This is a genomic window from Halovibrio salipaludis (genome assembly GCF_002286965.1).
GTDB classification, from domain to species: domain Bacteria; phylum Pseudomonadota; class Gammaproteobacteria; order Pseudomonadales; family Oleiphilaceae; genus Halospina; species Halospina salipaludis.
The window spans coordinates 640128-658823 of sequence record NZ_NSKD01000001.1; the positions used below are offsets into that span (position 1 = coordinate 640128).

An 18696-nucleotide genomic window follows, 5' to 3' on the forward strand; every position below is an offset into this window, starting at 1 on the left:
CTCAGCGCACGGGATTCCGGCGGAACCGGATGACGGAGCTGGGAACCCCGAACTCCCAGGCACTCGCTTCCTCCCAGTAATGGTCAAAGAGTTCGTACCCGGTGTCGCCATTGAGCAGCGCGCCGGGTTCCAGGAACGGATAGAGGTCGCGATAGGTGCGGAATTCGGTCTGGGAGGTCTGCTGGATGATGTGGTCCGGCCCCAGTTCCGAAGTGTCCTTCAGACCAGCGGCCCCGATCAGGTTGCCGAGCGCCTGCACTGTGTTCTGATGGTAGTGGTATACGCGCTCGCTCTTGAGCGGTACGTCCAGCTTGTTGCCCCGGCGTGGGTCCTGAGTGGCCACACCGCTGGGGCAGCGCCCGGTGTGGCAGTTCAGGGCCTGGATGCAGCCAAGGGCGAACATGTAGCCCCGGGCCGCGTTGCACCAGTCCGCTCCCAGCGCCAGCGTCTTCGCCAGATGGAAACCAGAGCTGATCTTACCGGCGGAGCCCACGGCAATGACATCCCGCAGGTTGGTACCCACAAGGGTGTTGTGGACCAACAGCAGGGCATCCAGAAGCGGCATGCCCAGGCGGTTGATGAACTCCAGGGGCGCCGCGCCGGTGCCGCCCTCGCCACCGTCGACCACGATGAAATCCGGGTGCCGCCCGGTCTCCAGCATGGCCTTGACGATGGAAAACCATTCCCAGGGATGGCCGATGGCCAGCTTGAAGCCCACGGGCTTGCCGCCGGAGAGCTCCCGCAGCCGATCCAGGAATTCGAGCAGTTCAATGGGCGTGCTGAAGGCCGAGTGGCTGGGCGGCGAGACCACATCCTCGCCGGCAGGGACGCCCCGTGCTTCGGCAATCTCCTGCGTCACCTTGGCGCCAGGCAGGATGCCGCCGTGCCCGGGCTTGGCGCCTTGGGAGAGTTTCACCTCGATCATCTTCACCGCGTCACGCGTGGCATTCTCAATAAACAGGTCCTCATTGAAGTACCCCTGCTCATCCCGACACCCGAAGTAGCCGGAGCCGATCTCCCAGACCAGGTCGCCACCGCCTTCCAGGTGATAGCGTGAGATCGAACCCTCCCCGGTATCGTGATAGAACCCGCCGCGTGCGCCGCCATGGTTCAGGGCCCGGATGGCATTGGCGGAGAGCGAACCGAAGCTCATGGCGGAGATGTTGAAGATACTGGCGCTGTAGGGCTGGGCGCAGCGGCTGCCGATGGTGATGCGGAAGTCCGCGTTGGCATGGTCCACGGGCGTCAGTGAATGGTTGATCCACTCGTATCCCGGATCGTCCATGTCCAGCAGGCTTCCAAAGGGCCGCTTGTCGAGGGTGTTCTTGGCGCGCTGGTAGACGATGCGCCGCTGCTCGCGGCTGAAGGGGCGACCCTCAGTGTCCGAAAAAATGAAGTACTGGCGGATTTCCGGCCCAATGGACTCAAAAAAGTAACGGAAGTGCGCCAGTACCGGGTAGTTGCGGCTGACCGTGCGTCTGGGCTGCAGAAGGTCCCAGGTGCCCAGCACGGTAAACGCAATGGCAGGCAGGGCAACGGCCAGCCACCATGCGGACAGGCTGCTAAGCGCCAGAGTGATCAGGCTGAGCAGGATGCAGGCCAGGTAGGCACTGTAACGTAAGGGGATCAGTGTCCGTTCTGTCATTCGGGATTGCCCCTTGTCGGTACGCGGATGGTTCCTGTCACTACGACGGCGTCAGAGCCGCCAGACCAGTGAAACCGTACCAAAAGAGAGGGGCTCTTTGTTGGTCGCGTCCTGCGAGGTGGTGGTCCGCAGTGAGACAGAGAAATGGATGTCCCGGGTGTGCAGGCTTGCGCCGATACCCGCATGGCCGACCAACGGTTCCTGATCGTACTGGTACCGGCCGGAGCGCTCGTCCAGATAGGAATAGGGAATCCACTCCCCCAGAACGCCGACGAAAACGGACCAGCCCGGCCCCGGCGCATCCAGGATGCCCGGCATGCCCACTGAGGATGACAGCCCGGCGTAGTCCGAAATGAAATTGTTGGGGAGATTAGTACCAAAGCGCCAGCCCGCACCAACCTGGGCGTTGGAGATGAAGTTGCTGGCCTCAGCGCTCACCAGCCAGTTCAGGTCCTGTTGCAAACCATCTGACTGACCGGTTTTCAGGGCCCGGCGCGCATGCATGGCCTGGATGCCGCCAACCCAGTCGGTCCCCAGTTGATTGTCCCAGCCTCTCGGGTTGGTACTGCCGGTAATGCCATGTACCCATTCCTGGGCCTCCTCCGCCAGGGAGTCCGGTCCGATGACACCGGCGGATACGCCATAACCCGTAATACTGCGGCCATTCCAGCTCCAGAGGGTGACGCTACCGGAAAGATACCCTGTGTAGGGGATGTCGTCGTACTGCGGCTCGCGGCGTTTGATGTTCTGGGGCGTGATCATCAGCTGGCGCAGGGACCAGGCCAGGGCGTGGTTGTTTTCAGTGGCGCCCACGCCGGGCAGCGGGGCAAGCGCATCCCGAGCCCGGCTGCTAAGGCACAGAGCGCATTCGGGGTTTGTCTCTGCGGCTTCGCCCAGATAGGAAATCCGCAGTCCGTTTGTGTAGCCCTTGTCCTCCCCGGTCAGGAGGTCGTTGTCCCAGGAAAGGCTCAGAGTGCCTGCTGAGGCAGGGCCGGCCAGCAGTAGTGCCGCCAGAAGGCGCAGTGCGTTTCCCGGAAGGGCGCGGATCTTTAACTCGGGCATGATGGGTTTTTACGTTTCCTTAACAGTGGGCCCATTCTACGCCCGAGCTGCTAGGATTGGATTCGGGGATTCCCGCATACCCCGTTAAAGGAGGTAATATGACGTTTCACATTGATCTTGCCCCGCTGATCTCGCTGGGCGCCGGCATCGGCATCCTGATCTTCCCGAAGCTTCTCAACTACATCGTGGCGGGCTACCTGATCGCCATGGGGGTTCTCGGCCTGATGGGGCATGGTTTCTGAGGTGTTCCCCGGGTCCGGCTCAGTCCCGGACCCGGAAACTGATCTGCCCGATCATCTGGTCCGATCCGGTCTTAACCCGCACATGCCAGATCCCTTCCGGGTTGGGTGGGAAACGGAGCTTGTGGCTCCAGGCCCGGTAACCCGCCTCACGGCCACCGGTAACCTCCAGTGGTATGCGGTCATAGACACGGCCGTTATGAACCCACTCGTGATAGACCGTCTCATGCAGCCCGCGTGGAGCCCGTATTGCCGTATAGGCGTAGAGTCCGCGCTCAAGGACCGCACTGGCAGTGGCGCCCTCCAGAGAGCGTCCCGGTTCCATGTCATCCTGATCCACAAGGTGGGATATGGTGCTTTCGGTCAGCCACAGGGTAGCGGGAGGCACGGCCACGCGGCCGTACCAGGCGGTAGCCGCCAGGACCGTGAGAACACCGGCCATACCGACCAGGCGCAGGGCGCCCCCAAGCGGCACAGCCTGGGCCAGACTTGGCAGCGCCAGCGTCAGGGTGAGCACGGCCGTGACGATGTAACTTTCCCAGGTGCTCAGGTGCAGGATGATGGGGAGTGCTGTCAGCAGAATGGTGGACAGCGCCAGGCAGTGATAGGCCAGATAGAGCCAGCGGTGGCGGGTCAGCCAGCCGTGGTAAACCGGGTCAATGATCGAGATCAGTCCGGCGGCGCCGATCATCACCGTGAACAGGGCCTGCACGCTTGTCCAGGTCGTGGTGATGGCAAAGAACGGCAGTGCGAAGAAGAAACTCTCCTGGTGGATCAGCTGGGTCGTGAAGCGCACCAGGGGTGGTGGCAGGTCCACGCCCGGAATCAGGCTGATCAGGCGGCGGATCGGATCTTCAAGCAGAAGCCAGAGCCAGCCTGCCAGCATCAGTACCGCGATCAGCCCGGCCGTATCCTGTTGGCGATCAACAAGCAGGAAGCTGGCGATGCCCGCTACGAAGCCCAGAAGCGCGAACAGCCAGGGGTGGCGACGTACGTGTACGGCGGCACGCAGGGCTTTCCATTTCCAGTTGACCGGGCCGGGCAGCGGTGTACTCATGGTGAAAGGAACATAGGCTGACCGACCCGGTTGCTCAGAGGTGGTTATTCAACGGTGATGGTGATGGTCTCGGATTTGACCGGCGGCTCGTGGGGCGTGTGGGTCTCATCACCGAGCAGCAGCGTCAGCTCGTGTTCGCCGGGTTCAAGATCCAGTGTGGTCTGGGTCTGGCCACCGCCGAAGTGCCGGTGCTGATCGTCGGAAGGAATGGGCTCATCCATCGCCGGCATCTCGTCCACATTCACCAGCAGGTGGTGGTGGCCGGTATTCTTCCGGTCAACGCCCGAGGGTGCCACGCCCATGCCCTCAAGGCCGAAGCGCACCGTTACGGGAGAGCTGACGGTCTCGCCATCCTGCGGGGAAATGAAGTAGGCGGATGCGTCTTCCGGTGCATCGCTGGCCATTGCGGCGGTTGTGCCCAGAGCCAGTGTAATGCCGGTCAGTGTGCGGGTCAGTGCGTTCATGCTGTAACTCCCTGTGTTGATGGGGTACCAGCATAAAAAGCCGGGGCGGGCGGCGGCAAGCCACCACGCCCCGGCTGGGAGGGTTATTACCGGATGGTCATCCGGACCAGGGGCCTCGCCCTGATCAGGAAAAGCTCTTCTTCGGCTGGGTGCGGACGTGGGTGGTGTAAAGCACCAGGCCAACCAGTGTCAGGCCACCCACCAGGTTGCCCAGCACGGTCGGGATCTCGTTCCACATGATGTACTGATACAGGGTGAATTCACCGCCCATCATCAGGCCGATCGGGAACAGGAACATGTTCACGACGGAATGCTCGAAACCGAGATAGAAGAAGATGATGATCGGCATCCACATGGCCATGATCTTGCCGGACACGTGAGTGGAAATGCTCGCGCCGACAACGCCCATGGAAACCATCCAGTTACAGAACATGCCGCGCATGAAGAGAACGATCCAGCCGGCAATACCGGCTTCCTGGTAACCCACGGTCCGGCTTTCGCCAACGGCCATGATCTTCTGGCCGACTTCATTGATGGCTTCGGAACCCCCCATGGAGAAGTTGAGGTAGCCGAAAACCGCGATGAAGAGCGCGCCCCCGAGGTTACCGAGCCCGACAAGGCCCCAGTTCTTCAGCATCCGCGGAAAGGTCACGCCCGGCCGCTTGTCCAGTAGCGCCATGGGCACAAGGGTGAAAACGCCCGTGAGCAGGTCGTAGCCCATGAGGTAGAGCATGCAGAAGCCCACGGGGAAGAGCAGTGAGCCGATCAGGAAGGAACCGGTCTGCACCGCGATGGTAACGGCAAAGATAACCGCCAGTGCCAGCGTCGCCCCTGCCATGAAGGCACGGATCAGGGTGTCCCGCGTGCCCATGTGGATCTTGGCTTCGCCAGCGTCCACCAGCTTGGTGACGAACTCGTTGGGTTGAAGGTAAGACATAGTGAGTCTCCTCTGGAATGTTGAGGTTGATGGTCAGAAACTGGCGTCCACCCAGAGCCAGGCCTTGTCGGTATCGGTCCGGTCGGGGTTGGGATCGTTGTTGTCAGCGCTGTAGAGTGCAGCTTTGGCGCCGAGGGTGTAGGTTTCGTCAGGTGACCACGAGGCAACGAATCCGGTTTCGGAGCCGAATTCCGCGCTGCCCTCATCACTGTCGAATCGGTGGTGGATGGCCTTTAGGGAGACGCCGCTCACTGTGGTTGCCAGTGAGGCATAGGTGTCCTCCAGCCCCTGGTCGGGAGTGCTCAGGAACTGGTCCGTCCAGCCATTCATCGCATGCAGGGTGGCCAGCGGGGTCTCAAAGGCAACGTTGCCGCCGTCCGAGCCCAGCAACTCTTGGCCCACTTTTGCGGTAACCCCGGCGGCGCGCACCCCACCTTCAACCCGGTAATAATCCACGTCGAAATCAGCGTTGTTATCGTCGTAGTCCGACTGGTGGGCGTATTCGAGCGTGTAGAGGGCGTCGAGTTCCTCGCCGGTTTCGGTTTCACCGCTGAAACGCAGACCATGGCTCCGTGTGGATCTGCCCGGGGCATTCTCGTACGAAAGCAGGTAGGTGTAGGCCGTCAGTGACCCTGCCCCAAGACCGTCGTAACGGGCATTGAGAACACCTGTATCCATGGGTGCGTTACCGTTCGGGCTCGCGTCCGAGAAGATGCGGTTGGCGTTGTACAGGTAGCCGGCTGTCAGCGTCGTGTCGGGCAGTGACTCGTTCACGACGGTCAGCCCGTCGAAGGTCTGCTCGTTCTGGCGCCAGCCTACCGTGCCGATGAACCGGTGGTTGTCCAGAAAGAACCGTTGGCGACCATAGGTCATCCGTGTATCCACGAGTCCCTCGTAGCGGACCCAGGCCTGGTTGATTTCGGCCACTTCGGGGTCGATTACCTTAGGGCGATTCTGTACCCCATTGATGGTGCTGTTGTAGGTCTCACCGCCGAGCCGCGTCACATGCTCGGCCTCAAGGAAGCCCGTGAATCCGCTGATCTCGCCGGTGCGATAGCCCAGGCGGGTTCTCAGCGTGGAGGCGCCGGCGTCCTTTTCGAAGCCATCCTGGTCCACGAATTCATAGCGGTAGCGCGCATCCAGGTTGGTTTCGCCGTTGCTGAGGGCTTCCGTGACCGGGTCCGCGGCAAGGGCTGGCGGTGTTACCAGTGTCAGGGCCAGGCCCATGGCCGGGATCGTATTAAGGCCATGCCTGGTGGTTGGTCTATCGGTGTGCAGCATATTCAGTCCCCTGGTTCACGAATGGGTGCAGAGCCGGAGCCATTCAGCTCCGGAACGCCGGTTGGTGGTTACAGGGCCACCATCGCTTACCACCGCTTGTAGGGGAGGAACTTGCCATCGAGCGTGATCACAACGCGGTCGCCTTTGGGGTCTTCGACGCGGTCCACGAACATCTTGTAATCGATGGCGCTCATGATGCCGTCACCGAATTTTTCGTGGACGATGTCCTTGACGCTCTGACCGTAGATCATGGTTGCCTCATACAGACGGTAGATCAGCGGATCAGTTGGGACCGCGTTGCCCCACTGCTTGTGGGGGCATGTTTGCAGCATCTGTGCCACTTCATCCCCGAGCGCAAGCGTCTTGCACAGCGTTTTGGCCTGGTCTTCCAGCATGGTGTTCATGCCGTAGCAGCAGGAAGCCGTCCACACGGGGGACATGCCGATGGATTCGGCCAGCTGCTCCCAGGTGTAGCCCTTCTCGTTCTTGGCCGTGAGGATGGTCGCGGTCATGGTTTCGTGGTTCATCATGGTGCTGCTCCTGTTTCAGTGTTGTGCAGATGCGTCTGGCGTGCCCCGGAAAAGGGCACTGCCGGAGTCGCCCGGCAGCCCCTGTGCCAGGGGGTCATCGGCGTTGTCGCAGTGATCGTGCCAATCTGACTTTGAGTCTGAATAAACTTTTCAGTCAGATACTTATTGCCCTAAAGGTGTGGCGGAAGGGGCTACGTTATTTCGTGATTCACGAGAACTCGTAGTCCCTGGCTACGGAAACTCGTGATCCGGCACGGCGTTTGATTGGGGAAGGAGGAGTATTAGCGGGAGGCCCCATGAACGCTGTCATCACACCGCAGACAAGTCTGGATTGGATTGAGGCACTGCCGGAGCCCGGCCTGCTGGTGGATCCGGTGCGCGATACCGTTGAGGCTGCCAACAGCCATCTTGCGCGGATGCTGGGTCGGTCGGTCGAGGATCTGGTGTCTCTGCGTGTCACCACGCTTTTCGGAGGCCAGATTCCCCAGCTGGTCAGTCTCACCGACGAGGCCATGACCCATGGTCAGGCCTGGAGCCGGGATCTGAGTCTGGTGGCCCGGGATGAACGGGTCATCGAACTCGAGATGTCGCTCTCCGTCATGACGGAAGCGGGGGAGCCCCGGGTGCTGATGCTGCTGCGGGATCTGACCCTGCTGCGCGAGCGCCGGGAGCGCCACGAGATCAACAGCTATCACCGCGGGGGGCTTCTGCACTGGAAGCGTGTGGAGACCCTGTTCCGGGAGATCGAGCGCGAGAACCACCTGATCCTGGAAGCTGTGGGCGAAGGCATCTACGGGGTGGATGCCGAGGGGCGCACCACCTTCATCAACTCCGCCGCCGAGCGCATGCTGGGCTGGCACCGGGATGAACTGCTCGGACGGGTCATGCACACGGCCATTCACCACAGCCACTCGGACGGTACCCCCCACCAGCGCGAGTGCTGCCCCATCTACCAGGCCTTCTGCGACGGGGCCGTCCATCGGGTCAGCGATGATTTCTTCTGGCGCCGGGACGGTTCCGGCTTTCCGGTGGAGTACACCAGCACGCCCATCGTGGACAACGGCCAGCTGGTGGGGGCGGTGGTGGTGTTCCGTGACATCACTGACCGTCGCCGTACCGAGGACAGCCTCAAGGAGGCGCTGGAAGAGGTGGAAAACCTCAAGCACCGGCTGGAGATGGAGAACGCCTACCTCCAGGAGGAGATCAGCGCCGAGCACAATGCGCATGAGATCGTCGGGCGCAGCGAGGCGGTGGCGGCCATGATCCAGCGCATCGACCTGGTCGCGCCCACCGGCGCCAATGTGCTGGTGACCGGCGAATCCGGCACCGGCAAGGAGCTGATCGCCCGGGCCATCCACAACGTCAGTGAGCGTTCCGAAAGGCCCATGATCCGGGTCAACTGCGCCGCCATTCCGGCGGAGCTGTTCGAGAGTGAGTTCTTCGGCCACGCCAAGGGGGCCTTCACGGGCGCTGTGAATGACCGTGTGGGTCGTTTCGAGCTGGCCGATGGCGGTACGCTGTTTCTGGATGAGGTGGGCGAGATCCCGCTGTCATTGCAGGGCAAGCTGCTGCGGGTCCTGCAGGAGCAGACTTTTGAGCGTATTGGCGAGACGCGCACCCGCAGTGTGGATGTGCGTGTGATCGCGGCGACCAACCGGGACCTGAAAGCGGAGGTGGATGCCGGGCGGTTCCGGGAGGATCTCTATTTCCGGCTCAATGTCTTCCCGATCGAGTCAGTCCCGCTACGCGAGCGCCCGGAGGACATTCCGCCGCTGGCGCAGCTGTTCCTGCGCAATGCCTGCCGCAGGTTCCACCGCGAGCCGCTGGAGCTCAGCCATGCCAATGTGGAGACCCTTCAGCGTTACAGCTGGCCGGGGAACGTGCGTGAGTTGGAGAATGTCATTGAACGGCAGGTGATCGTCACCCAGGGCGGTAAGCTGAGCTTTGATCTGCCAGCCGATCGGGAGGCCGCTGCCCCTCAACCGGTTGCTGGCAATGCGGAAACCGCCGGAACGGCACAGCGGCCACTGACCGAAGGCGAGAAACGGGAGCAGGAGCGTGAGAACATGATCAGTGCGCTGCGCCGGTGCCGGGGCAAGGTCTTCGGGCAGGGGGGGCGCGGCGGAGCTGCTCGAGGTCAAGCCCACGACCCTGGCTTCCAGGCTCAAGCGCCATGGCATCGATCCCCGCCAGTACCGCACTGGCCCGGCTGCGGGGGGCTGAGTCCGGTCTTTATCCCGTGAACAGGGGGAGCTAGAGTGGTCATTCCGCCAGCATTGGAAGCGTACTCATGAGCAATCACCGTCCAGGATGGGTCTTCTACACCTCACTGCTTCTGCTGCTTGCGTTCGTCGGGGCCGGCGTGGCGTGGCCGGCGCCGTTCGCGGCCTACAGTGACCAGGCACTCGAGTTCACCACCCAGCATTTCGGCTGGCTCTACCTGTTCGTCACCTCGGGGTTCCTGCTGTTCTGCCTGGGGGTGGCCTTCAGCGATTACGGGCATATCCGCCTGGGGGCGGACGGTGAGATGCCCGAGTTCTCCTTCCTTACTTGGCTGGGGATGATCTTCTCCGCCGGCATGGGGGTGGGGCTGGTCTTCTGGGGCGTGGCCGAGCCCATGAGCCATTACCTGCAGCCGCCGCTGGACAGTGCCCAGGGTGGAACGCCGGCGGCAGCCCGGCTGGCGATGCAGTATTCCCTGTTTCACTGGGGCTTCCACCAGTGGGCCAACTTTGCGGTTGTGGGGCTTGCCATTGCCTACGTGCGCTTCCGCCACCAGCGGGCGGGGCTGATCAGTGAGGCCTTCCGCAACAGTATCGGTGACCGTGTTGATGGCTTCGCCGGTCACGGCATCAACATCCTGGCCGTGGTTTCCACCGTATTCGGTGTGGCCACCACCCTCGGGCTCGGGGTCATACAGATCAACAGTGGCTTGGTCTCGGTGGCGGATACCGCCTTTGGCACCGAGCAGCAGCTCATGATCCTGGGCGGGGTCTCCGTGGTTTTCCTGCTGTGCTCCCTGGCGCCGCTGGAAAGCGGCGTACGCTACGTGAGCGATGCCAACATGATTCTGGCGGGGCTGCTTCTGGTGTTCGTCTTCTTTGCCGGCCCCACGGATTTCATCACCGCCGCCATGACCACCGCCATTGGCGACTACTTTGCCAATGTGATGGGCATGAGCCTGGTCATGACGCCCTACACCGGGGATGACTGGGTTGAGCGCTGGACCATCTTCTACTGGGCCTGGGGGCTCTCCTGGGCGCCGTTCGTGGGCAGCTTCATCGCCCGTATCTCGCGCGGGCGGACCATCCGTGAATTCGTGGTGGGCGTGATTGGCACCCCGGTGCTCCTGAGTACCTTCTGGTTCGCGACTTTCGGCGGCTCCGCGCTCTATTTTGAACTCTTTGAGGGGGCGGGTGTCGGCCAGGCGGTGGCCGATGAAGTCAGCGCCGGGCTCTTCGCCATGCTCTCGCTGCTGCCCGGCTCGGAGTGGCTCGGGATCCTGGTGCTGGTGCTGATCACGCTTTTCGTGATCACTTCCGCCAACTCCGCCACCTTCGTGCTCGGTATGTTCACCAGCAAGGGCGTTCTGACGCCGCCGCGCTGGTCCCGGCTGACCTGGGGCACGGTGCAGGTGCTGGTGGCTGGTGTGCTGCTGCTCAGCGGTGGGTTGGGGGCGCTGCAGACCGTCTCGATCCTGGCGGCCTTCCCCTTCATGATCCTGATGCTGTTCATGGCGGTCGCACTGCTGCGGTCGCTGCGCGATGAGAAGCGCCAGAGCGAGCTCCACGAGGCCATCCAGCGGGAACGGCTGCAGCGCATGTTGGATAACTGGTATTCGCAGGATGACGAGGTGAAAGAGGAGGAAAGGAGTCGGGAATGAGCGGGATAGGGGAGGACACGGTGTTCCGCATCGCAGTCTATGGCACCCTCAAGCGCGGCTACAGCAATCACCGGTTTCTGATGCGCGCCCGTTTTCTGGGCACGGATCATCTGAAGAGTATTGTTCTCTATGATCTGGGCCCGTATCCCGGTGCCGTTGAACAGTCTTCCCGGGGCGTGCTGGTGGAGGTATACGAAGTGGATGAGCGGACCTTCGCCCGGGTGGACGCCCTGGAGGGCTACAATGCGCAGGCACCTGAGCATGGCCAGTACACCCGCCAGCGGATGGAGACCCGCCATGGCCCGGCCTGGGTCTATTTCTACAACGGCAGCGTTAAGGGGTGCCGCCGCATTACGCGGGGGGCCTGGTAGGGATCAGGCCTCGACCGGTGCCTGTTGGCGGATGGCCTCAATCGCCGCCTCACTCCAGGCGGGGCCTTCGGGCAGGTGGCCCCAGACCGCATCCGGCCAGCAGGGGTCGCCCTCGCTGCGCCCGATCACGTGAATATGCAGCTGGGGCACACGGTTCCCGATGGCCCCCAGGTTGATGCGTTCACTGCCGTGATGGTGCTTGATGAAGCGGGCCATTGCGTCGAGCACCCAGTCCACATCGGCACGCTCGGCCATGCCCATTTCATGCAGCTCTCCCGCCGCGGTCTCCGGAACCACGATGTACCAGGGAACACCGGCATTGTGGTGGAGCAGGATCTGGCAGTTCTCCAGGCGGCCAACCCAGTGGCAGTCGGCCTCAAGCTGTGGGTGCAGGCTGAAATCGGTCATGGGGTCACCCTAAACTGGAGAGCGGTGGAGGGGGAAGGCCTCACGGCTGATGGAAATCAAGGAGCCGCTGCGCCCGTTGTCCTACCCTGCGCGCATGATGGAACAGGCTCCTGAACTGCTGGCCCCGGTGGGGAACCGGCGGCACCTTGAAATGGCGATTGCCTATGGCGCGGACGCGGTCTATGCCGGCCCGCCCCGCTATTCGCTGCGTGTGCGCAATAACAGCTTCCGCGATGCCGAGGCGCTGGCGGAGGCCATCCGGTATACCCATGCGCACGGCCGACGCTTCTATCTGGTGCTGAACATCGCGCCCCACAATGACAAGATCCGCTCTGCCCTGCGGGATCTGGAGCCGCTGATCGCCACGGGGCCAGACGCGCTCATCATGTCCGATCCGGGGCTGATCATGCTGGTTCGGGAGCACTGGCCGGACATGCCCATCCACCTGTCCGTACAGGCCAACGCGGTGAACTGGGCCACCCTTGAGTTCTGGCGTCGGCAGGGGCTTGAGCGGGTGATTCTCTCCCGGGAACTGTCCCTGGACGAGATTGAGGCAATGCGCGGGCAGGTGCCCGGTATGGAGCTGGAGGTGTTCGTGCACGGGGCGCTGTGCATGGCGTATTCCGGTCGATGCCTGCTGTCCGGCTACATGAACCATCGCGATGCCAACCAGGGGGCCTGCACCAATGCCTGCCGCTGGTCCTATACCCCGCAGGCCTCCACTCATGACAGCAGTGGCGACCTGATTCCCCTGCACCAGGAGGACGGTGAGCGCAGCATGCTGGTGGAGGAGGCCGGTCGCCCCGGCGAGAGCGTTCCCATGCACGAGGACGAGCACGGCACCTACATCATGAATTCGAAGGATTTGCGCGCGGTGCAGCACGTGGAGCGGCTGTGCCGGATGGGCGTGGATTCGCTGAAGATCGAGGGGCGCACGAAGAGCCCCTACTACGTTGCCCGTACGGTGCAGGTCTATCGGCGTGCCATTGATGACGCCATGGCGGGAAGGGCCTTTGACCGGACACTGATGGATGAGCTGGAGGCGCTCTCGAACCGGGGGTACACGGAGGGGTTCCTGCGCCGTCATCCACCGGCGGAATACCAGCGCTATGAAGCCGGAACCTCACTGCTCGGTACCCGCCAGTGGGTGGGGGAGGTGATTGCCCGCGAGGGGGACTGGCTGTGTATCGAGGCCAAGAACCGGTTTGAATGCGGGGACTGGCTGGAACTCATGACGCCCTCCGGGAATCACTGGTTCCAGCCCACGACGCTGTTGTCAGAGCGTGACCACCAGACGGTGCCATCGGCGCCGGGCAGTGGTCACCGGGTCTGGCTCCAGGCGCCGGTTGCCGACGTCTTACCGGCAACCGCACTGCTGATCCGGTCAGTGGTCTAGCATCCGGTAATCGGTCAGTATCTCCGCGATCATCCCCTTTTCGCGCAGCTTCATCAGGCCCCGGTCGAGGGCTTCGGCCAGTTCGCGGCCCTCGGGGCTGGCCGGGGTGAAGGCAATGTAGAGCTCCTCCTGGTAGGCCAGGCCGGCGTTACGGAGGGGGTTGATCCGATCCTGGCGCTGATAGTGGTGATTGAGAACCTTCTCCTCGGCGGCCAGCGCATCAATCCGGCCCATCTCCAGGAGCTGGACCAGACGGGGCAGTACCTGGTTGCCACTGAGCACCATGAGGCGCTCGGCACTGTGTTCATTGGGTGCGATATAGGCCTCGTGAAGCCCCCCGTAGGAATACTCCTGGATGACGCCGAGGCGGATGGCCGTCAGCGACTCCAGGCCGGTGTAGGTCCAGTCGCTGTCGGGGCGTGTGAACAGGCTGTGATGGGCCATGGCCAGCGGCTGCTCCGGGAAGTGGAAGTCCGGCGTTTCCGCCGGTCCCGCCCCGATGAGCCCATCGAAATGACCGTTGCGCACGTCGCGGATGGCGCGGCGCCAGGGCATGCTCTGGTATTTCACCCGGTAGCCTTCCAGAAGCAGGGCCTGTCGGGCGATGTCCACCAGGATGCCCTGGGAGTCGGCATCCGGAGAGCAGTTGTAGGGGCACCATTCGTCGGCCACCAGTGTGACCACGTCAGCCTCATCCGACCCCTGGACCGGTGCGGCAAGCAGAAGCAGTGTAAGGGCCAGAAAGGCGAGTGGGCGCATGGAGAATCCGTTTCAGCCCCAGGGGGCATCAGCAAGAATGTACTCTCCGCTGTATACGCCCGCAAGCCGGGTGGGGATTCAGCCGAAACCGATTTTCAGATCAGCCCCTGCGCTTCCATGGCACGCGCAACCCTGAGGAAGGCGGCGATATTGGCGCCGACCACGTAGTTGCCCGGGGAGCCGAAGGCTTCGGCCGTTTCGAAGCAGTCACGGTGGATGTTCGCCATGATCTGCTCAAGCCGGTTCTCGGTGTGCTCAAAGGACCAGGAGTCGCGGCTGGCGTTCTGCTGCATCTCCAGGGCACTGGTCGCGACGCCACCGGCATTGGCGGCCTTGCCGGGCCCATAGGCGATGCCTGCTTCCCGGAAGACCTGGGCGCCTTCGGGTGTGGTGGGCATGTTCGCGCCTTCCGCCACGGCACGGCAGCCGTTTTCCACCAGGTACTTCGCGTCCTGGCCATTGAGTTCGTTCTGGGTGGCGCAGGGCAGGGCCACATCACAGGGCACGCGCCAGACGTTGCCGTCCTGCACGTACCGGGCATGGGGTTTCTCATCGGCGTAATCGCTGATCCGGCGCCGTTCCACCTCCTTGATGCGCCGGATCCGGTCCAGATCGAGCCCCTCCTCATCGACGAGGATCCCCGAGGAATCGGAACAGGCGACCACATGGGCCCCCAGCTGCTGGGCCTTCTGGATGGCGTAGATGGCGACGTTGCCGGAGCCGGAAACCACCATTTTACGGCCATCCAGTGATTCGCCGCGGGCCTTCAGCATTTCCTGCACGAAAAAGACGGTGCCGTAGCCGGTGGCCTCGGTGCGGGCACAGCTTCCGCCCCAGCCCAGTCCCTTGCCGGTGAGAACGCCGGACTCGTAGCGATTGGTGATGCGCTTGTACTGACCGAACAGGTAGCCGATCTCGCGCTGGCTCACGCCGATGTCACCGGCGGGCACGTCCGTGTATTCGCCCAGGTGGCGGTAGAGCTCGGTCATCAGGCTCTGGCAGAAGCGCATGATCTCGGAGTCCGAGCGCCCCTTGGGGTCAAAGTCACTGCCGCCCTTGCCGCCACCAATGGGCAGGCCTGTAAGCGCGTTCTTGAAGATCTGCTCGAAGCCCAGGAACTTGATGATGCCGAGATAAACCGAGGGATGGAAACGCATGCCGCCCTTGTAGGGGCCGAGGGCGCTGTTGAATTCCACCCGGAAGGCGCGGTTGATCTGGATCTCGCCGTTGTCGTCCTGCCAGGGTACCCGGAAGATGATCTGGCGCTCCGGTTCACAGATGCGCTGGATGATGCGGGAGTCCACAAACTCCGGATGTTTCACCAGGACGGGGCCAAGGGTTTCCAGGACCTCGTGGACCGCCTGATGGAACTCTTGCTCACCGGGATTTCGGTGGAGAATGTCCTGGAAGATGGGCTCGAGTTTCTCATCAAGATACGCGCTCATGGTGGGCTCCTGTTATCGGGTCGATTCATGGGTCGGCATCAATGGAGTATTAATGCCCCTTTGAATTGACGCCTTCCTGGTTTCAAAATAAGATGTATTAAAAATACATAAAATAAAAAGGTCTGACCAGAGACCTTACACGAAACGGGAGGCGATCACGATGATGGCCATGGGGCGCACATCGGGCGACGCAGCCCGGGACGAAGGCGCTGGAAGCTCAGAGCCTGAATGCGTTTGACCGGGATCAACCGCTGTGAGGTGGGCCGAGCTTACACTGGCACAGGGTGGTTGGTCAGCAATAGACAGGATAAGGAAGCAGATTCATGAGTGATTCATCAGCGGTAATCCGTACCGAAAGGGCAGCGTTTGAACAGCAGACCGATGGCTGGAAGGTCATGCTGGAGAGGGAGCTCGCCACCGTCCCGGCACAGGTCTGGACCTGGCTGACAGACCCTGACCATCTTCGGCAGTGGCTGGCGCCCGGTGAAATGGATCTGAGTCCCGGTGGGCGGGTCCGCATCGAGTTCGAGATGAGTGGTGAACCCATTGACTCGCATATCATCGAACTCGAGCCGGAACGCCACCTCACCTACTCCTGGAGTAACGGTGACGCGCCGCGCAGACCCCTGCGCTGGGATCTCGCGCCAACCAACAGCGGCACACGGCTCACCCTTACCATCGGGCTCCTGCCCGAAGACCAGATCGCCATCAGCGCGGCGGGCTGGGATGCTCATCTCCAGATGCTGGAAGCGGCCGTGGCCGGTGTCCCCCTCAGCTTTCCGGTGGCGCGTTTCAAGGAATCCCGGAGCCGGTTTGAAGAGGCACTCAGCGCTTCTCCATAGGAACGTTGTCGTTCCAGGGTGGCGCGTACCATTCTGGTCAGGGGTGGCTGCCCTGGTGAAATACGAAGTCACGGTGGTTATGGCCGCGACTGGACTGCCTGTGCCATCGGGGTTCAGAAAATGTAAATTGTAAGGGGCTCTGTGGTATGAGCATCGATGCCGAGGTCAGTGACGCAGCGCGGGACTACCTCGCGGATATACTGGCGAAACAGGAAATTCCGGGCATGGCGGCACGCCTCTTTGTCCAGAATGGCGGCACGTCTAGAGCGGAGAGCTGTCTGGCCTTCTGTCCGCCTGGCGAGGAGCAGGCCAGTGATGTCCGGCTGGATTTCGGTGAGGTCACGCTCTACGTGGACGCGCCGAGTCTTCCCTATCTCCGGGAAATACGGCTCGACCTGGACACGGCAGCGGACGCCCAGACCCTGACCATCAAAGCGCCCTACGCCAAACAGCCGGCGGCACCGCCCAGGGAACTGGCCCTGCCCATGGCGTGCGTGGCCCGGCGTGTGCCGCATGGCAACGAGGTCACACTGCCCGAGGGGGCACAGGTCTCGGTTACCCAGGCGCTTGGTGGCAGCGTGACCGTCAACCATGGGGGTAACCTGTACCGGCTGTCTCCGGAGGAGGCCGGCAAGGTGGGCCTGCGCAGTGACGTGGCCATATTTGAACCGCCGGAAGACGGGAAAATCAGTGAGGATCAGTGCTGGCAGGCACTGGAGCAGGTCTATGACCCCGAGATTCCGGTGAACATCGTCAGTCTCGGGCTTGTCTACGGTCTCAGTGTGAGCGTGGAGCAGCGTTCCGTGTACCTCAGGATGACCCTGACCTCGCCGGGGTGTGGCATGGGCGATGTGATCGCCGGCGATGCCCGCAACCGCTTGAGGGAGGTTCCATTCGTGGAAAACGCGGAGGTGGACATCGTGTTTGATCCGCCCTGGACCTACGACATGCTCAGCGAGGAGGCCCGGCTGGAGCTGGGGCTTCTGTGACGGAGAATGGAGTGAAGGAGACTCTGGGCTGCTTCAGCAAACGCCCCGGGAATCACTCCGTCTCAGGGCCGGCGCTGAATCTCAGCGGAAGACGGGCAAAGCCGCCTGCCGGGTAGCGCGCCCGCTTTGCCGTGCCCTCCGGTTCAAACTGTGGCCGCCAGTACAACAGTTCCTCGAACAGCGTATTGAGCTCCAGCCGTGCCAAAGGCGCGCCGGGGCACACATGGATACCGGCTCCGTAGAGCAGGTTCTGGTCCGCGTTGGCGTCGGGATTGAGCGCCTCCGGATCACCGAAAACCGTCTCATCCCGGTTTGCGGAGGCCCATAGAAGGGTCAGCCGCTCGCCCGCCTCAATCCGGCGTCCGCCCAGTGTGACCGGGCATGTGGTGACGCGCCGGTTGGACATCAGGGGGGCGTCCCTGCGCAGGATCTCATCAATGGTCTTACCGAGGTTTTCCGGCGCTTCGGCCAGTCGATTCCTGAGCTGCGGATTCCGGGCAAGGGTGTTCAGCACAATACCCACGCTGGCGCTGATGGTACCCAGCTCCCCCACCGTCCAGTTACGCAGGATGCTGACCAGCTCCTCATCCGTCAGCGCCCGGCCGTTGACGGTCTCACGCATCAGCGCGGTGGTCGTGTCCTCGGGGGCGTCATTGCTGGTAGCTCGGCGCTCGGCCAGCAGCGACCGTATGGTGCTGTCGAAGTCCACCGCCACCTGGGCCATGGCGTCACGGTCGCCGGCGAGGGTGGCGGTCTGGTTGCGGTGCAGCCATTCACGCAACGGCTCGTGCAGGTCACACCGCCAGCCCATGAAGGCACACTGGATGCGCAGGGCGAAGTCCTCCGCGAACGCTGGAATCACGTCGATGCTCCCGGCCTGCGGCAGTGACTGGACCAGCTCGCGCGCAATTTCCCGGCACCGGGGCTCGAACCGCGCCATCGCATCCGGACTGAAATAGGGCTCGATGACGGCCCGGTACCGGCCGTGTTCCGGCGGATCCATGCCGTTGGGCACGGAAAGATGCTGGGAGACAGCGTTGGAGAATGTTTCCGGCTCGTGCAGTACCTGCATCACATCTGAATGACGGAACAGCGACCAGTGCTGGAACGGGCTCCAGGCCACGGGGCACTCCCGGCGCATCCGGTCATAGGTGGGCAGCGGATCGTCCAGGATCGAGTCGTCGCGTGGGTTCCAGTCGGGGGTCCGGTTGTCGCTCATGGGGGTCTCAGGTGCTGAAGGTAAAACGTTGGCCCATTATCGGACGATGGCCATTAAGGCGCTGCTGAATCGGTCAAGACGCGGCAGGTTTCATCCCGCGTGGTGCGGGACACAGCCCAGGTATGATGCCCTCGGAATCTTAAAACATGAAAATGGATCATCAATAAAC

General features: G+C 62.6%; 18 protein-coding genes. 7 read left to right on the forward strand and 11 right to left on the reverse strand.

Translation table 11 applies throughout. The features are described 5' to 3' along the window. Position 1: 1 nt before the first annotated feature. Together CK501_RS03130 and CK501_RS03135 are read right to left on the reverse strand one after the other, a co-directional pair. The gene (locus tag CK501_RS03130) at positions 2-1645 is read right to left on the reverse strand and encodes an FMN-binding glutamate synthase family protein (RefSeq protein WP_095616254.1); all 1644 of its coding nucleotides are present in this window, start codon (positions 1643-1645) and stop codon (positions 2-4) included. A gap of 51 nt (positions 1646-1696) precedes the next feature. Further along, positions 1697-2707, reverse strand: coding sequence for a lipid A deacylase LpxR family protein (locus CK501_RS03135; RefSeq protein WP_095616255.1), 1011 nt, complete (start codon positions 2705-2707; stop codon positions 1697-1699). A gap of 98 nt (positions 2708-2805) precedes the next feature. On the opposite strand from CK501_RS03135, the gene CK501_RS03140 reads away from it, so the two are divergent. Further along, on the forward strand, positions 2806-2949 hold the full coding sequence (locus CK501_RS03140) for a DUF3096 domain-containing protein (RefSeq protein WP_095616256.1): 144 nt from the start codon (positions 2806-2808) through the stop codon (positions 2947-2949). Between the two features lie 19 nt (positions 2950-2968). On the opposite strand, the gene CK501_RS03145 is transcribed toward CK501_RS03140, so the two are convergent. From CK501_RS03145 to cynS, 5 genes are all read right to left on the reverse strand, one after another. Next, the gene (locus CK501_RS03145) at positions 2969-4003 is read right to left on the reverse strand and encodes a DUF5924 family protein (RefSeq protein WP_095616257.1); all 1035 of its coding nucleotides are present in this window, start codon (positions 4001-4003) and stop codon (positions 2969-2971) included. A 44-nt stretch (positions 4004-4047) separates the two neighbouring features. Then, on the reverse strand, positions 4048-4467 hold the full coding sequence (locus tag CK501_RS03150; RefSeq protein WP_095616258.1) for a DUF4399 domain-containing protein: 420 nt from the start codon (positions 4465-4467) through the stop codon (positions 4048-4050). Between the two features lie 124 nt (positions 4468-4591). Beyond that, on the reverse strand, positions 4592-5404 hold the full coding sequence (locus CK501_RS03155; protein WP_095616259.1) for a formate/nitrite transporter family protein: 813 nt from the start codon (positions 5402-5404) through the stop codon (positions 4592-4594). Between the two features lie 33 nt (positions 5405-5437). Further along, positions 5438-6685 carry an alginate export family protein gene (locus CK501_RS03160; RefSeq protein WP_198949362.1) on the reverse strand — a complete coding sequence of 416 codons (1248 nt, stop codon included), beginning with the start codon at positions 6683-6685 and terminating at the stop codon, positions 5438-5440. Between the two features lie 86 nt (positions 6686-6771). Continuing rightward, on the reverse strand, positions 6772-7212 hold the full coding sequence (gene cynS, locus CK501_RS03165; protein WP_198949401.1) for a cyanase: 441 nt from the start codon (positions 7210-7212) through the stop codon (positions 6772-6774). Positions 7213-7511: 299 nt separating this feature from the next. On the opposite strand from cynS, the gene CK501_RS03170 reads away from it, so the two are divergent. Genes CK501_RS03170 through CK501_RS03180 form a run of 3 tightly spaced genes read left to right on the forward strand, consistent with a single transcriptional unit; the run spans position 7512 to position 11469 of the window. After that, positions 7512-9458 carry a sigma 54-interacting transcriptional regulator gene (locus CK501_RS03170; RefSeq protein ID WP_198949363.1) on the forward strand — a complete coding sequence of 649 codons (1947 nt, stop codon included), beginning with the start codon at positions 7512-7514 and terminating at the stop codon, positions 9456-9458. A 47-nt stretch (positions 9459-9505) separates the two neighbouring features. Then, entirely contained in the window at positions 9506-11098 is a 1593-nt protein-coding gene (locus CK501_RS03175) for a BCCT family transporter (protein WP_095616261.1), read from the forward strand. Next, positions 11095-11469 (forward strand): gamma-glutamylcyclotransferase family protein, encoded by a 375-nt coding sequence (locus tag CK501_RS03180; RefSeq protein WP_095616262.1) that lies wholly within the window; start codon positions 11095-11097, stop codon positions 11467-11469. The genes CK501_RS03175 and CK501_RS03180 overlap by 4 nt, the downstream gene beginning before the upstream one ends. Positions 11470-11472: 3 nt before the next feature. On the opposite strand, the gene CK501_RS03185 is transcribed toward CK501_RS03180, so the two are convergent. Next, a complete protein-coding gene (locus tag CK501_RS03185; RefSeq protein ID WP_095616263.1) occupies positions 11473-11877 on the reverse strand; it encodes an HIT family protein in 405 nt (134 codons plus the stop codon). A gap of 49 nt (positions 11878-11926) precedes the next feature. Between CK501_RS03185 and trhP the strand changes: the two genes are divergently transcribed. Continuing rightward, positions 11927-13273 carry a prephenate-dependent tRNA uridine(34) hydroxylase TrhP gene (trhP, locus tag CK501_RS03190; RefSeq protein WP_233128831.1) on the forward strand — a complete coding sequence of 449 codons (1347 nt, stop codon included), beginning with the start codon at positions 11927-11929 and terminating at the stop codon, positions 13271-13273. Here the strand turns inward: trhP and CK501_RS03195 are convergent. Both CK501_RS03195 and gdhA read right to left on the reverse strand, forming a co-directional pair. Further along, complete coding sequence (locus CK501_RS03195) at positions 13262-14032, reverse strand: substrate-binding periplasmic protein (RefSeq protein ID WP_095616264.1); 771 nt, start codon at positions 14030-14032, stop codon at positions 13262-13264. The genes trhP and CK501_RS03195 overlap by 12 nt on opposite strands. A gap of 95 nt (positions 14033-14127) precedes the next feature. Continuing rightward, positions 14128-15477 carry an NADP-specific glutamate dehydrogenase gene (gene gdhA, locus CK501_RS03200; RefSeq protein ID WP_095616265.1) on the reverse strand — a complete coding sequence of 450 codons (1350 nt, stop codon included), beginning with the start codon at positions 15475-15477 and terminating at the stop codon, positions 14128-14130. 323 nt (positions 15478-15800) lie between these two features. On the opposite strand from gdhA, the gene CK501_RS03205 reads away from it, so the two are divergent. Further along, on the forward strand, positions 15801-16319 hold the full coding sequence (locus CK501_RS03205; RefSeq protein WP_095616266.1) for an SRPBCC family protein: 519 nt from the start codon (positions 15801-15803) through the stop codon (positions 16317-16319). Positions 16320-16465: 146 nt separating this feature from the next. Then, positions 16466-17308 (forward strand): iron-sulfur cluster assembly protein, encoded by an 843-nt coding sequence (locus tag CK501_RS03210; RefSeq protein ID WP_095616267.1) that lies wholly within the window; start codon positions 16466-16468, stop codon positions 17306-17308. Between the two features lie 52 nt (positions 17309-17360). Here CK501_RS03210 and CK501_RS03215 read toward each other — a convergent pair whose 3' ends face one another. Continuing rightward, the gene (locus CK501_RS03215; protein ID WP_095616268.1) at positions 17361-18527 is read right to left on the reverse strand and encodes a cytochrome P450; all 1167 of its coding nucleotides are present in this window, start codon (positions 18525-18527) and stop codon (positions 17361-17363) included. Positions 18528-18696: the final 169 nt, after the last annotated feature.

Bases quoted from the DNA above. Each gene is read 5' to 3' on its own strand.
- CK501_RS03130 (WP_095616254.1), bottom strand. From the start codon at position 1,645: ATGACAGAACGGACACTGATCCCCTTACGTTACAGTGCCTACCTGGCC.
- CK501_RS03135 (WP_095616255.1), bottom strand. From the start codon at position 2,707: ATGCCCGAGTTAAAGATCCGCGCCCTTCCGGGAAACGCACTGCGCCTT.
- CK501_RS03140 (WP_095616256.1), top strand. From the start codon at position 2,806: ATGACGTTTCACATTGATCTTGCCCCGCTGATCTCGCTGGGCGCCGGC.
- CK501_RS03145 (WP_095616257.1), bottom strand. From the start codon at position 4,003: ATGAGTACACCGCTGCCCGGCCCGGTCAACTGGAAATGGAAAGCCCTG.
- CK501_RS03150 (WP_095616258.1), bottom strand. From the start codon at position 4,467: ATGAACGCACTGACCCGCACACTGACCGGCATTACACTGGCTCTGGGC.
- CK501_RS03155 (WP_095616259.1), bottom strand. From the start codon at position 5,404: ATGTCTTACCTTCAACCCAACGAGTTCGTCACCAAGCTGGTGGACGCT.
- CK501_RS03160 (WP_198949362.1), bottom strand. From the start codon at position 6,685: ATGCTGCACACCGATAGACCAACCACCAGGCATGGCCTTAATACGATC.
- cynS (WP_198949401.1), bottom strand. From the start codon at position 7,212: ATGAACCACGAAACCATGACCGCGACCATCCTCACGGCCAAGAACGAG.
- CK501_RS03170 (WP_198949363.1), top strand. From the start codon at position 7,512: ATGAACGCTGTCATCACACCGCAGACAAGTCTGGATTGGATTGAGGCA.
- CK501_RS03175 (WP_095616261.1), top strand. From the start codon at position 9,506: ATGAGCAATCACCGTCCAGGATGGGTCTTCTACACCTCACTGCTTCTG.
- CK501_RS03180 (WP_095616262.1), top strand. From the start codon at position 11,095: ATGAGCGGGATAGGGGAGGACACGGTGTTCCGCATCGCAGTCTATGGC.
- CK501_RS03185 (WP_095616263.1), bottom strand. From the start codon at position 11,877: ATGACCGATTTCAGCCTGCACCCACAGCTTGAGGCCGACTGCCACTGG.
- trhP (WP_233128831.1), top strand. From the start codon at position 11,927: ATGGAAATCAAGGAGCCGCTGCGCCCGTTGTCCTACCCTGCGCGCATG.
- CK501_RS03195 (WP_095616264.1), bottom strand. From the start codon at position 14,032: ATGCGCCCACTCGCCTTTCTGGCCCTTACACTGCTTCTGCTTGCCGCA.
- gdhA (WP_095616265.1), bottom strand. From the start codon at position 15,477: ATGAGCGCGTATCTTGATGAGAAACTCGAGCCCATCTTCCAGGACATT.
- CK501_RS03205 (WP_095616266.1), top strand. From the start codon at position 15,801: ATGAGTGATTCATCAGCGGTAATCCGTACCGAAAGGGCAGCGTTTGAA.
- CK501_RS03210 (WP_095616267.1), top strand. From the start codon at position 16,466: ATGAGCATCGATGCCGAGGTCAGTGACGCAGCGCGGGACTACCTCGCG.
- CK501_RS03215 (WP_095616268.1), bottom strand. From the start codon at position 18,527: ATGAGCGACAACCGGACCCCCGACTGGAACCCACGCGACGACTCGATC.